The organism is Sphingomonas mali NBRC 15500, assembly GCF_001598415.1.
Classification (GTDB): domain Bacteria; phylum Pseudomonadota; class Alphaproteobacteria; order Sphingomonadales; family Sphingomonadaceae; genus Sphingomonas; species Sphingomonas mali.
This window is the reverse complement of the sequence record NZ_BCYX01000004.1, coordinates 98096-110872: the sequence shown is the minus strand read 5'-3', so window position 1 is coordinate 110872 and position 12777 is coordinate 98096. Positions and strand designations below refer to the sequence as shown.

Genomic DNA, 12777 nt, shown 5'->3' with positions numbered 1-12777 from the left:
TGCGGCGGCAAACAAATTCCGCCGGTCATGGGAGAGGCGAATTGCAGGATCTGGCTGGACGCACGGCGTTCGTCACCGGCGGTGCCAATGGCATCGGACTCGGGTTCGTGCGGGCATTGCTGGCCGAAGGATGCAAGGTCGCGCTGGCCGACATTCGCCAGGACGCGATCGACGCGGCACTCGCGACCCTCGACAATCAGGATGTGATCGGCGTGCAGCTCGACGTCGCGTCGCGTGACGGTTTCGCCGCGGCGGCCGATCGGGTCGAGGCCGAGCTGGGACCCGTCAGCCTGGTATTCAACAATGCCGGGGTGAACCTCTTCCAGACGATCGACGACTCGTCCTACGACGATTGGGACTGGCTGCTGGGGGTCAATCTGCACGGCGTGATCAACGGCGTGATGACCTTCGTTCCCCGGATGAAGGCGCGGGGTGGCGGGGGGCATGTCGTCAACACCGCCTCGATGGCTGCCTTTCTGTGCGGGCCGCAGCCGGGCATCTACAACACCACCAAGTTCGCGGTGCGCGGGATGAGCGAATCGCTGCGCTACAGCCTGGCCAAGCACGGCATCGGTGTCTCGGTATTGTGTCCCGGGCTGGTGAAGAGCCACATCTTCGCCAGCGACGAGATACGCCCTGACGACCTCAAGGCCGGGGCGAAAGCGGTGGATGCGACGGCGGTCGGGCGACTCGAGCAGCTTCATCAGGCCGGCATGGAGCCCGATGTGATCGCCGCGCGGGTGATCGAGGCGATCCACGCCAACCGCTTCTATATCTTCTCGCATCCCGAATTCCGCGACGAACTGCGCGAAGTGTTCGACGATGTGCTGGAGGCGTTTCGCGATTATCCGGAGGACGCCGGGTTCCAGCAGCGGCTCGCGTTCGAGAAGATGCGGCGTGACGGCTATCGCGCTGCGCGGCAGGCGGCACGCGGCGACGAATAGGGTCCGGCGCTCCACGAGCGCTGCCTTGCGCCCTCCGCTTGTGCAGACAGTATGATAGGGATACAATGCTGTTCGTCAGCCCGGCGTAGACCGGGGAAGATATTTGTTCGTCCGGTGCGACCGGTGAGCGGGAGGGGCGATGGATCGCTTGTACGACGCGCCGTGGCGCGATGCGGAGGGAGGCCCGGCAGGCGCCGGCGGCATTTCCTTGCCTGCCGAGCCGGCAGGGCAAGTCTGTTGAGCGCGGTCGAGCTATTCACCACCCGCATGGTGCCGCACGAGCGGCGGCAGGATTTCTGGCGTTCGCTGGTCGCCGAGACCTTTCCCGGCATGGTCGCCGATGTACCCGCCGGGATTCGCGCGGACCTGGCGCGCTGGTCGATCGGCAATGTGGCGGTGGCGCATGCGCGCAGCGACCGCGCCCGCGTGGAGCGCGCACGCGATGTCCGCGACGATCGCAATCTGGTTTTCCACCTTCAGCGCCGCGGCCGGCTGACGATGACGCAAGCAGGCCGCGTCGCCATCGCGGGGGGAGGGGATATCGTCATCGCGGATGAAGCCACGCCCTATACGATCGATATTTCCGACACGAATGACTGCCTGGTCGTCCATGTTCCGGCGCCGATGCTGGGCGCCGAAGCGGCCTCGCGCGACTGGCACGCGCATAAGCTAGACGGGCAAGACCCACACGTCGCGCTGTTCGGCAGGATGCTCGAGGGGTTGTGGGTCGAGCGCGCGAAGCTCGACCGGCTCGAGCAGGGAGTCGATACCGTGCTCGCGGATCTTGCCCGGATGGCATGTCTTCGTGGCACCGCGCGAGAGGCCGAGCCGTCGCGCGACCCGGTCGATTACGCTCTCTCACATCTTCACGATCCGGATCTGGGCACGGCGCGAATCGCCGAGATGACGGGTCTGGGCGCACGCGCGGTGCAAAAGGCGTTCGCGCGCCATGTCGCCGCGACGCCGACCGGCTTCATCGCCGAGCAGCGCCTGCAGCGCGCGGCGGAAGCGCTCAGACGGCGCGACGGACGGTCGGTGACGCAGATCGCGTTCGATATCGGCTTTTCCGATTCCGCCTTTTTCAGCCGGTGCTTCCGCCGCCGCTTCGGCGAGACGCCGAGCGCCTGGCGCGACCGGGCCTAGAGAATAGATCCCAAGCCAGCGACATGCGCCCTCTCGAGGGTGCCCGCGTCCCGTCCGATCAATTAACGTTGCGGCCCGTGTCCGACCAGAATTCGGCGCGCATCGCCTTCTTGTCGGGTTTGCCGACCGGTGTGCGCGGCAATTCGGCGCGGAACAGCACGGTCTTGGGAGCCTTCACGCTGCCCAATTGCGCCTTGCAATGCGCGCGGATCGCCTCTGCATCGAGCGACCGTCCAGGCAACAGCACGACCAAAGCCGTCACAGCTTCGCCCCATTTCTCATCGGGTACGCCGATGACCGCGGCGTCGATCACCTCGGGCAGTTCCATGATCGCCGCCTCGACCTCGACCGGGAAGACGTTGAACCCGCCCGAGACGATCATGTCCTTCTTGCGGTCGACGATATAATAGAAACCGTGCTCGTCGCGCCGGCCGACGTCGCCGGTATGATGCCAGCCATGCTCCCAGGCCTCAGCACTCGCCTCGGGCAGCTCGAAATAACCGCCGCCGACGATGCCGCCGCGCGCGACGATCTCGCCCGCTTCGCCGGTCGGCAGGATGTTGCCATCATCATCCATCAACTCGACCCGCACCGAAAGCGTCGCGGTGCCGCAGCTTCCCAACCGTTCGGGATGTTCGCCGCGCGCGGCCGCCGCAACGACCTCGGGTGACAGCCAGGTAGCGACGAGATGACATTCTGTCTGCCCATAGCTCTGGCACATGCAAGGGCCGAACACGCCGACCGCCTGGCGCAGCTTGTCGGGCGAAACGGGCGATCCGGCGAGCAGGAAATAGCGCATGCTCGAATAATCGAATTCGCCGACGCGCGGATGGGCGAGCATCGCGTAGAGAGCGGTCGGCGGAAGGAACATATGGGTCACGCGGTGCTTGCCGATCGCCGCCATCACGGTATCGGCCTCGAAGCCGGACAGCACCACTACCGTCGCGCCCATCGCGATGCCCGCCATGGTGAAGGGACCGGCGGCATGGGTCAGCGGCGCGGTGGCGAGGAATACCGGCGCCTCGGCGGGCATCAGATATGCGATCGTCTCCAGCATCGTGCCCCAGCTACGGTTGAGCACGCGCACGCCCTTGGCCGGCCCGGTGGTTCCGCCGGTGGCGATGATGGCGGCCAGATCCTCGCCATTGCCGGTCGGATCGCCGCCATCGGGCACCGGTGGCGAACTCTCCGGCAGCATGTAATCGGCGAGGGAGGCATTGCCGCTTTCCTCGGCATCGAGGCAGATCAGGCGCCGGATCGTGGGCACTTGCCGCGCGACGGCGTGAGCGTCGGCGGCATAGCTGGAATGATAGAATAGCCAGCTGGCGCGGACATAGTTGAGATATTGGATATTGGCGTCGAGCGCGTTGCGCGTGTTGACCGGAATCCAGGCGGCATCCGCGCGCCACAGCCCGAGCATCGCGATCAGCACCGAGCCGTGATTGGGCGACATGACCGCGACCGCTTCCTGGCGCTCCAGGCCATCCGCGATCAGCGCGCCGGCCAGTCGCTGCGACAGCGTCGCCATCTCGGCATAAGTGTAGCGCTCGTCGCCGGCGATGAGCAGGATACGGTCGGGGTGCAGCCGCGCCTGCTTGTCGAAATAATCGATGTTGCGCATCGCCGCTCTCTCCCTGCGCTATACCTTATCGTTATCGAACGCTTCCGCAGTCCGGGCTCGGCCCGTTCCTGCCGGCATGCAGTCGGATTCGTCTGTGTGTCTTACATACAATTTTCCGAACGGGAATGCCTGTCTTCATCCGGCGCCCAACCGATCTCGTTTTTCGTCCGACATCGTCTCTGCCGCTGGTTCGATTTGCGTCGTTCTGGCGACCGAGGGGCAGGGCGCCAGATAGTCCTCGCCCAGTTCCTGCGCGCGAAGCCGCGCCAGCAGCGCCCTGGCGGCGTCGGGCGATATTTCCTCGCCGGCCGGGCAGCGATCGGTTCGAATCGTATATTCGACCCACTGATTGGACGCGCGGTCGAACGCCAGGTCGCAGCTTTCGACGCCATGGATTTGCAGCGTCAGCTGGCGTGCAAGATCCGCCAGGACACGCTGTGCGTCGGGATTGATCCCGAACCGGAAGGAAAAGCGCCGCAGCCGGTATTGCCGGCACGCTGGCTCGCCATGGCTACCGGAAGCCGCGATGTCATTGCCCATCGTGCCGCTCCTGGCGCGTCAGCGATATCCGGACCGAGGCGGTGCCGTCGGGCAGGGCCTCGGGCTTCGCGACGATGATCTCGGCGCGTTCCACCGGCCCGAGTTCGAGGCAGCGTTCGCCGAGCAGGAGAGCGTAGGTCTCGATCAACTCGATATGGTCCGACCCGAGATCCTCCGCTTCGGCGGCGATCCGGCGATAATCGACCGACTGGCCGAGCGAACCGACCGCCCCCTTGTCCGAGAGTTGGAGGTCAACGGAAACGAGCAAGGGTTGCCGCCGCCCGCGTTCGTCCGGATTGATCCCGATGCGCGCGGAAATCCGCAAGCCGTCGACGCGGACATGAGTGGCGAGCGCATAAAGGTCGCGGATCGACCGCGACATCGCGGCGTCGCGCGGCGCGCTATCGAAAAACGACGGTGCGGTTGCCATTGAGCAACACCCGGTCCTGGAGGTGATAGGCGACCGCCGCCGCCAGCACGCGCCGTTCGATGTCGCGCCCCTTGCGGACAAGGTCGTCGGGCGTATCGGCATGGCTGATCGGCTCGACATCCTGGGCGATGATCGGTCCCTCGTCGAGATCGGCGGTGACGTAATGCGCGGTGGCGCCGATCATCTTGACGCCGCGCTCATGAGCCTGGTGATAGGGCTTGGCGCCCTTGAACCCGGGCAGGAAGCTGTGATGGATGTTGATGCAGCGGCCCGACAGGAACCGGCTGAGGTCGTCGGACAGAATCTGCATGTAGCGGGCGAGCACGATGAGCTCGGCGCCCGTTTCGTCGACGATCCGCTTGAGCGCCGCTTCCTGCTCGGGCTTGTTCTCCTTCGTCACCGGCAGATGGTGGAACGGGATGTCGCCGATCATCGTGGTATGGAGCGCGGTCTTGGGATGATTGGAGACGATCGCTACGACATCCATCGGCAATTCGCCGATGCGCCGGCGATAGAGCAAGTCGCCCAGGCAATGGTCGAATTTCGACACCATCAGCAGCACGCGTTTGAGCTCGGCGGCATCGTGGATCGCCCAATCCGCGTCGATCGCCGTCCCCACGGGAGCGAAAGCGGCCCGCACATCGTCAATGCCGCCGCCGCCCGTCACGACGAACACGACGCGCATGAAGAAGCGGCCGGTGGCGGGATCGTCGAATTGCTGCGCGTCGGTGATGTTCGCGCCATGATCGGCGAGCACGGTTGCGACCTTGGCGACGAGGCCCGGCCGATCGGCGCAGGACAACCGCAGGACGAAGGTTGGATTCACGTCAGACTCCGCAAGAACGACGCCCGGTCAACGCGACCCGGCTCGATAATTGTTGATCCACTCGACCGTTCGGGCGAGCCCGCCAAAGGGGTAGAAATGCAGCCGCACCGCGCCGTGCGCCGGCGTTAGCCCGCGCTCGAAATCGGCGACCAGCCGGTCGGGTCCAGCCGAACCGAGCAGGCGGCCGAGCGAGATGCCATATTTGGCCATCACCGTTGCCGACGCGCCGACTCCGCAGTGGGCAGCATAGCGCAGCAAGGTCTTGATCCCGGCCGGCCCCGGCACGCCGATCCGGACCGGGCAGTCGATTCCCCGCGCGCGAAGCTCCGCCAGCCAGGCGAGGATCGGCGCTGCGTCGAAGGCGAATTGCGTGACGATCAGCGTTGCCATGCCGCGTTCGGTGATCGCCGCATGCTTGGTTGCCAGCGCTTCCCAGCGCGCGGCTTCATCCATCGCCGGGTGTCCCTCGGGATGACCGGCGATGCCGATCGCCTGGATGCCGTGCTGTTCGAACAGGCCGGTGTCGATCAGCGACATCGTATCCGCGAACGGTCCGGCAGGAACCGGCGGGTCACCGGCGACCAGGAAGACGCGGCGCACGCCGGCCTCGGCGGTCGTCCGCGCCACCATCTGCGCCAATTCCTCGCGCGACGCGATCCGACGTGCCGACAGGTGCGGCATCGGCTCGAAGCCGAGCGCGCGCAGGCCGATCGCCGCTTCGATCCGGGCGTCCATCGTTTCGTTGGGCAGGAACGTTATCGCGACCGGCGTTTCGGGCGCGATGGCATTGGCCACCTCGTACAAAGCGGGGCGGTCCTTGGCCGTCATTTCGAGCGAATAGCCGTCGGTCATGCCGTTGGCCGGCCGCGTCCAGGCGGGGTGCAGGACAGGAATTCCCATAGGCCCTCTCGCTCTTCCGCGGTTTCGACTGCCGCGTGTCGATACCCTCTATCGCGACTTTGATATTTCGTATAGATGAAAACTTCATGTCCGTGAAGTTATATGAGCCTGCCGCCGAACCTCTCCCGCTCTTGATGCTGCCGGGACTGATCTGTGATTCGCGCATCTTCGCGGCGCAAGCGGGGGCCTTCGCCCAGGCGTGGCCGGCGCCCGATTATGGCGATGCCGACACGCTGGAGGATATGGCGCGGCGCGTGCTCGACGTCGCTCCGGCGCGCTTCGCGCTGCTCGGTCATTCGATGGGCGCGCGCGTGGCGTTGGAAATCGTGCGATCCGCGGGCGATCGAGTCGATCGGCTGGCATTGCTCAGCACCGGCGTCCACCTGCCGGGGGAAGGAGAGGCGGCCAAGCGCTACGCGCTGCGCGATCTTGGGCGGAAGCGCGGCATGGTGGCGCTGGTCGATGCCTGGCTGCCGCCGATGATCGCGCCGTCGCGGCCGCGGGACGATCTATACGAAGAGCTTCACGCAATGTGCGTCGACGCCGGCCTGGCGCGTTTCGAGGCGCAGATCGCCGCGTTGCTGTCGCGGCCCGAGGTCGAGAGCCTGTTGCCGGCTATCGGCTGTCCGACACTGGTCGCGGTCGGCAGCGAGGATCGCTGGAGCCCGCCCGCCCAGCACGAGGCGATTGCCGCGCTCATCCTTGACGCGCGCTTGGCGGTAATCGACGGGGCGGGGCACATGCTGCCCGCCGAACGGCCCGACGCACTCAATGCGGCGATCGCGGACTGGCTCGAACAGCCCGCCACATCATCAATATCATATTGTCCTGAAGGAGCGTGAGATGACCGAACAGACCCTGCAACAGCTGCTGGATGCCAGTGGCGATATCGTCGAATTGCTGCGCAACCAGCAAAGCGGGCCCAACGTCTATCCGGGCGTGCCGGCCGAATATTCGAATTGGCGCAGCGAACAGCAAGCCTGGGCGCAGACCTGCGTGCTGTTCAACCAATCGTTCCATATGGTCGACCTGGCGGTCGAGGGCCCCGACGCGTTCGCGATGCTCAACCATCTCGGCGTCAACAGCTTCAAGGGATTCGTGCCCGATCGCGCCAAGCAGTTCGTGCCGGTGACGCCGGACGGCTATGTCATCGGCGATGTCATCCTGTTCTATCTCGACGAAAACAAGTTCAACCTGGTCGGCCGCGCGCCGACGATCGAATGGATCGAGTATCACGCGGCGACCGGCAACTGGAACGTCACGGTGTCGCGCGACGAGCGTACCGCGGTCCGCCCCGACCCGGAAAATCGCCGTTCCTATCGGTTCCAGCTTCAGGGGCCGAACGCCATGAAAACGCTGGAAAAGGCGATGGGCGCGACGCCGCCCGACCTCAAATTCTTTCACATGACGCGGCTCGCGATCGCCGGAAAGGAAGTGCGCGCGCTACGCCACGGCATGGCGGGGCAGCCGGGCTACGAGCTGTTCGGGCCCTGGGCCGATTACGACGTCGTGCGCAACGCGTTGATCGACGCCGGCAAGGAGTTCGGTTTAGCGCTGGTCGGTGGCCGCACCTATTCGTCGAACACGATCGAATCGGGCTGGATTCCGTCGCCCTTGCCCGCAACCTATACGGGTGAGGGGACGCGCGGTTTCCGCGAATGGCTGTCGGCCAATAGCTATGAAGGCAAGGCGTCGATCGGCGGCAGCTTCGTGCCCGAGTCGATCGAGGGCTATTATCTGACGCCATGGGATCTCGGCTATGGTCCGTTCGTCAAATTCGACCATGATTTCATCGGCCGCGACGCACTGGAACGGATGGCGGGTCTGCCGCATCGCAAGAAGGTTACCCTGGCGCTCGACAATGAGGATCTGATGCGCGTGATCAGCTCGCAATTCACGCGAGGAGATCGTGCTAAATATATGGAATTCCCGTCCGCCGTCTATTCGATGCACCCCTATGACCAGGTGCTCAAGGACGGAAAGCAGGTCGGTATTTCGACCTGGATCAGCTATAGCGCCAATGAAGGGCGGATGCTGACGCTGGCGATGGTCGAAGCCGATCACGCCGTGCCCGGCACCGAGGTCACCCTGTTATGGGGCGAGCCCGATGGCGGCACGCGCAAGCCGACGGTCGAGCGCCATGTCCAGACCGAGATCAAGGCGACCGTGGCGCCGGTTCCCTATTCCGAGGTCGCGCGCGACAGCTATGCCGAGAGCTGGCGCACCCACCAACTGACCTGACAAGGTCCGTCCGGCATTTCCGGCGATGTTTCCGCATCGCCGGGAATGCGGTCAGGCGGCTTCGAGCAAGGCCACCGTTCGCTTGAGCAATTCCGCGGCATGGCGTTCCACCTCGGCATCGAACCGGACCGAGGGAATCGCGACGCTGAACGCCCCGAGCAATTCGCCGTCGATTGATACGGCGCAACCGATGCCCTGGATGCCTGGTGTATGTTCCTCGCGCGTCCGGGCAATGCCCGTCCGGCGAATGGCAGCGATCTCGGCGCGCAGGGCATCGGCATCAGTGATCGTGGCGGGCGAGAATTCCCGTCGCTCCGACTCGCTGAGATAGGTTTCGAATTCGGCTTGAGGCAAAGCGGCCAGGATGGCCTTGCCCGCAGCGAAACCGTGGAGCGGAGTCCGCGTGCCCATCTGGACGGCATAGCGCAACGCATGCTCGCTGGTTTCGGTCACCAGCGCCTCCACTTCCCAGCCGACGCGGACGAAGAAGGACGCGGTTTCGTTGAGCTGGACGCGCAACGAGCGGACCAGCGGCGCGACACGTTCGGCCAGCGAAAAGCCGTGCGCGCGCGCCTGCAGCCGGGCGAGGCCGGGGCCTGCCGTGTAGCGGCGGCCGGCACGCGCCAGATAGCCGCGATCGATCAGCGTGTTGAGCAGATAGGACAGGCTGCTGACCGGGATGACCAGGGCCGCCGCAATCTCCTGGGCGACGACGGGGCGGTCGCGCGCCACGACATATTCGATGATGTCGAGGGTGCGTGTCGCCGATTTGACGGGGGATGATGCAGCGTCGGCCATGACCGTCTATTGCCCGATCGCGGCGCCCGCCGCCACTCCCGCGCGTCAGAGCCGGGCGGCGGCGATATCGGCGCCTTCGCGCAGGTTGCGCAGCTTGGCCCAGGTGACGATCGGATCGATCTTGCCATAGCCGGCGAAGGTACCGAATCCGCAATCGGTGCTCGCCACCACGCGATCCTTGCCGACGATTCCGGCGAAGCGTTCGATTCGTTGCGCGATCAGTTCGGGATGTTCGAGATAGTTTGAACAGGTGTCGATCAGGCCGGGCGCGAGCAGCTTGTCGTCGGGGATGGCGGCATCGCGCCAGACCGCCCATTCATGCTCGTGACGCGGATTGGCCGCTTCGAACAGGATGGTCGCCGGCCGGGCCTTCAGCACGATGTCGATGATCCGCTCGAGCGGAATATCGTGGTCGTGCGGTCCTTCGTAATTGCCCCAGCAAATGTGCATCCGCATCCGGTCGGGCGCGATATTAGCGGTCGCGGCGTTGAGCGCGTCGACATTGGCCGCGATCGCCTCGAGGAAGGACGGCTCGTCCATTTCCTGATAGCCGGTGTGGCGCGACATGGCGAGGTCGGGACAATCGAGCTGCAACTCGAACCCGGCCGCGACGATCGCTTCATATTCGGGCTGCATCGCCGCGACGAGGTCTGCGAGATAAGCCTCGTGACTCGGGTAATGAGCGTTCTTCTGGAACGCCGTGATCAAGCCAGGCGAGGCGGCGTTCATGAACGCGCGCGTGCCTTTGCCGTGCCGGTCGAGCGCGGTCCGGAAGCGCCGGATGTCGTCGTGCAGCGGCTGGAGGGTAACCAGCCGAACCGGCCCGATGCACGAGGCGCGGGTGAATTCCTGCGCCCCCATGATGTGCGCCAGCTTGGCGCGGAGATCAGGCAGCGGTGCGAGATCGAGCGCCGGCTTGCGGTCGGTATGGCCGCCAAAGCCCGACAAGCGCTCGATCATGTAGGTCGAATAGCCGACCTTGCCGAGCTCGCCGTCGCTGACGATTGTGACGCCGGCCGCGACCTGCGCCGCCACCGCCGCGTCGACCGCCGCCTGGACGACGGTATCGAACGCTTCCGCATCATAAGGCTCGCCATGGTCGCGGGCGAGCAGCAGGGGCGTCAGTTCGGGCCCGCGCGGCAAGCTACCGACATGGGTCGTCGCGATCGGCATGGGCGGTCCTCTTCCTCGGATTACCGAACGACCATGCCGCCATTTCGCGTTTGTGTATAGATCATATATGCGAAGCGACGTCGGCGGACCCGGACCGTCGCCCTGCTTCAGGCATCCTCAAGCGCTACGACGTTGATGATGTGCGGCTGAGTATATTCGTGCAGCCCCGCTTCGCCCAGCTCGCCGCCAAGCCCCGACTGTTTCGATCCGCGGAAGGGGATGTTGGGGTCGATCGCCAGATACTGGTTGACCCAGACGGTGCCCGAATCGATCCGCTTCGCGACGTCCGTCGCGCGCACCAGATCCTTGCCCCATACGGTGCCGCCCAGGCCGTATTCGGAATCGTTGGCACGCGCGATCACATCGTCGATATCGTCATATTTGAGCACCGGCAGCACTGGACCGAATTGCTCTTCGCGGACCAGCGGCGCATCGTCGTCGAGGTCGCGCACGATCGTCGGCGGGATGAAGTAGCCGGGGCGGTCGAGCGCTTCGCCGCCGGCCAGCACGGTGCCGCGCTGCCTGGCGTCGTCGAGGAGTGCCTTCACTTTCTCGAACTGCATCTTGTTCTGGATCGGGCCGACCTGGGTGCCCTGCTTGGCGCCGTCATCGACCACCGCTTCGCGCGCCAGGCGGGCGAGCTCGTCGCAGAATTCGTCGTACATCGGTTCGGGCACATAAGCGCGCTTGATCGCGACGCAGATCTGGCCGGCATTGGCCATCGCGCCGCCATAGACCTTTTGCGCGACCTGGCGCGGGTCGACGTCGTCGAGAACGATCGCCGCGTCGTTGCCGCCGAGCTCGAGCGTGACACGCTTCACGCCCTGCGCCGCCGCGGCCATCACCTTCTTCCCGGTCGCGGTCGATCCGGTGAAGGCGACCTTGTCGACGTCGGGATGCGTGGTCAGCACTTCGCCCAGGTCATTCTGGTCGCACACCGTGTTGAACACGCCCGCGGGCAGGATGTCCCGGCAGATCTCACCGAACAGCAAGGTAGTGAGCGGCGTGGTTGGCGCGGGTTTGGCGACCATCGTGTTGCCGGTGACGAGTGCCGGGCCGAGCTTGTTCATCAAGAGGATGACGGGGAAATTCCACGGGGTGATCGCCGCGACCACGCCGAGCGGGGTGCGGTGCTCGATCACCGTGTTGCCGCCCTCTTCGCGCAGCGTCTTGGGTTCGACCCGCATGGCGGCGAACGCACGCAGGGTGAAGATGCTACCCATCATCTCGAACATCGCTTGGTCGAGCGGCTTGCCCTGTTCGCTGGTCAGCAGGCTGGCGAATTCGCCCGCTCGCGCCTCGAGCGCGTCCGCGAGCTTGTCGACCAACGCCGCGCGCTGCTCGATGGGAGTCGCCGACCAGGCCGGAAAGGCGCGCTTGGCTGCGGCGACGGCGCGATCGATCAGCGCGCGATCCGCCTTGGGGCAATGCGCGAAGCTCGACCCCGTTGCCGGATTGATGACGTCGAACGTCGTCACGCCCCCGACGAGTTCGCCATCGATCAGCATCCTGAAATCGCGTTCCATCATCACTCTCCTCGTTGGGCTGCCGGCATTGCGCTGGCAATCGGCGTCGCAATCGGGAAAAGATGCGAAACCGTTTCGGCCTTTGTGCGCCGGGCATACAATTTTGACAAGATGGTAATCGGCCGATGAAACAAGGAAGCGATCTCGACGGACTGCTGGGGTACCGGATCGAACTCGCTCATCTGATCGCGATAGAGGATGCGCGGCTGATGCTTGCGCCATATGGCCTGACGCCGGCGAAACTGACCGCGTTGCTGCTCATCCGCGCCAACCCAGGATGCGACCAGACCGCGCTCGGCAAGGCGCTGAGCGTGAATCGGTCGAGCGCGATGAAGCTGGTCAATGTGCTGGTCGATCGCGGCCTGATCGAGCGGCGGCCTGGACGCGATCTGCGCACCAATGCCTTGCACCTGCTGCCCGGCGGCGAGGAGCGGGTGGCGGAGATGCTCGATCGATTGCGCGAGTCGGACCGTCGCCTGGCCGCGGACCTGACCGCCGCCGAGCGAGCGACGCTGATGGCCTTGCTGAAGAAACTCCGGAAACCCCGCACGGCACGACGCGACGACGACTGAACGACAGCACCCAGCTTGCCAAATTGTTTGCTTGAGATACAATCTGGCAAACGCTCGCTCCAA

Annotated in this window: 13 protein-coding genes; 5 read left to right on the top strand and 8 right to left on the bottom strand. The window is 65.3% G+C overall.

Annotated elements, in window-relative coordinates; all coding sequences use genetic code 11:
• The first annotated feature begins 41 nt into the window (after nucleotides 1-41).
• Together SMA01S_RS05455 and SMA01S_RS05450 are read left to right on the top strand one after the other, a co-directional pair.
• Entirely contained in the window at nucleotides 42-944 is a 903-nt protein-coding gene (locus tag SMA01S_RS05455) for an SDR family NAD(P)-dependent oxidoreductase (RefSeq protein WP_066818932.1), read from the top strand.
• A gap of 237 nt (nucleotides 945-1181) precedes the next feature.
• Nucleotides 1182-2087, top strand: coding sequence for a helix-turn-helix domain-containing protein (locus SMA01S_RS05450; protein ID WP_245649168.1), 906 nt, complete (start codon nucleotides 1182-1184; stop codon nucleotides 2085-2087).
• Between the two features lie 58 nt (nucleotides 2088-2145).
• Here the strand turns inward: SMA01S_RS05450 and SMA01S_RS05445 are convergent, their stop codons facing one another.
• The 5 genes from SMA01S_RS05445 to SMA01S_RS05425 form a co-directional block, all read right to left on the bottom strand.
• Nucleotides 2146-3708 carry a class I adenylate-forming enzyme family protein gene (locus tag SMA01S_RS05445; protein ID WP_066818930.1) on the bottom strand — a complete coding sequence of 521 codons (1563 nt, stop codon included), beginning with the start codon at nucleotides 3706-3708 and terminating at the stop codon, nucleotides 2146-2148.
• Nucleotides 3709-3843: 135 nt separating this feature from the next.
• The gene (locus SMA01S_RS05440) at nucleotides 3844-4248 is read right to left on the bottom strand and encodes a hypothetical protein (protein ID WP_066818929.1); all 405 of its coding nucleotides are present in this window, start codon (nucleotides 4246-4248) and stop codon (nucleotides 3844-3846) included.
• Nucleotides 4238-4678, bottom strand: a complete 441-nt coding sequence (locus SMA01S_RS05435) for a dihydroneopterin aldolase (protein WP_245649167.1) — start codon at nucleotides 4676-4678, stop codon at nucleotides 4238-4240. The genes SMA01S_RS05440 and SMA01S_RS05435 overlap by 11 nt, the downstream gene beginning before the upstream one ends.
• On the bottom strand, nucleotides 4650-5504 hold the full coding sequence (purU, locus tag SMA01S_RS05430) for a formyltetrahydrofolate deformylase (protein ID WP_066818922.1): 855 nt from the start codon (nucleotides 5502-5504) through the stop codon (nucleotides 4650-4652). The genes SMA01S_RS05435 and purU overlap by 29 nt, the downstream gene beginning before the upstream one ends.
• A gap of 27 nt (nucleotides 5505-5531) precedes the next feature.
• Nucleotides 5532-6404, bottom strand: a complete 873-nt coding sequence (locus tag SMA01S_RS05425) for a methylenetetrahydrofolate reductase (RefSeq protein ID WP_066818919.1) — start codon at nucleotides 6402-6404, stop codon at nucleotides 5532-5534.
• 86 nt (nucleotides 6405-6490) lie between these two features.
• On the opposite strand from SMA01S_RS05425, the gene SMA01S_RS05420 reads away from it, so the two are divergent.
• Complete coding sequence (locus tag SMA01S_RS05420; RefSeq protein ID WP_066818916.1) at nucleotides 6491-7246, top strand: alpha/beta fold hydrolase; 756 nt, start codon at nucleotides 6491-6493, stop codon at nucleotides 7244-7246.
• 1 nt (nucleotide 7247) lies between these two features.
• Nucleotides 7248-8645, top strand: a complete 1398-nt coding sequence (gene desA, locus SMA01S_RS05415; RefSeq protein WP_066818910.1) for a syringate O-demethylase — start codon at nucleotides 7248-7250, stop codon at nucleotides 8643-8645.
• Between the two features lie 51 nt (nucleotides 8646-8696).
• On the opposite strand, the gene SMA01S_RS05410 is transcribed toward desA, so the two are convergent.
• The 3 genes from SMA01S_RS05410 to SMA01S_RS05400 form a co-directional block, all read right to left on the bottom strand.
• Nucleotides 8697-9443: an IclR family transcriptional regulator gene (locus SMA01S_RS05410; RefSeq protein WP_066818908.1), complete on the bottom strand. Its 747-nt coding sequence runs from the start codon at nucleotides 9441-9443 to the stop codon at nucleotides 8697-8699.
• 45 nt (nucleotides 9444-9488) lie between these two features.
• A complete protein-coding gene (locus SMA01S_RS05405) occupies nucleotides 9489-10616 on the bottom strand; it encodes a cobalamin-independent methionine synthase II family protein (protein WP_066818903.1) in 1128 nt (375 codons plus the stop codon).
• Nucleotides 10617-10723: 107 nt separating this feature from the next.
• Complete coding sequence (locus tag SMA01S_RS05400) at nucleotides 10724-12142, bottom strand: aldehyde dehydrogenase family protein (RefSeq protein WP_066819251.1); 1419 nt, start codon at nucleotides 12140-12142, stop codon at nucleotides 10724-10726.
• Nucleotides 12143-12267: 125 nt separating this feature from the next.
• Between SMA01S_RS05400 and SMA01S_RS05395 the strand changes: the two genes are divergently transcribed.
• Nucleotides 12268-12714 carry a MarR family winged helix-turn-helix transcriptional regulator gene (locus SMA01S_RS05395; RefSeq protein ID WP_066818902.1) on the top strand — a complete coding sequence of 149 codons (447 nt, stop codon included), beginning with the start codon at nucleotides 12268-12270 and terminating at the stop codon, nucleotides 12712-12714.
• The last annotated feature ends 63 nt before the right edge of the window (nucleotides 12715-12777 follow it).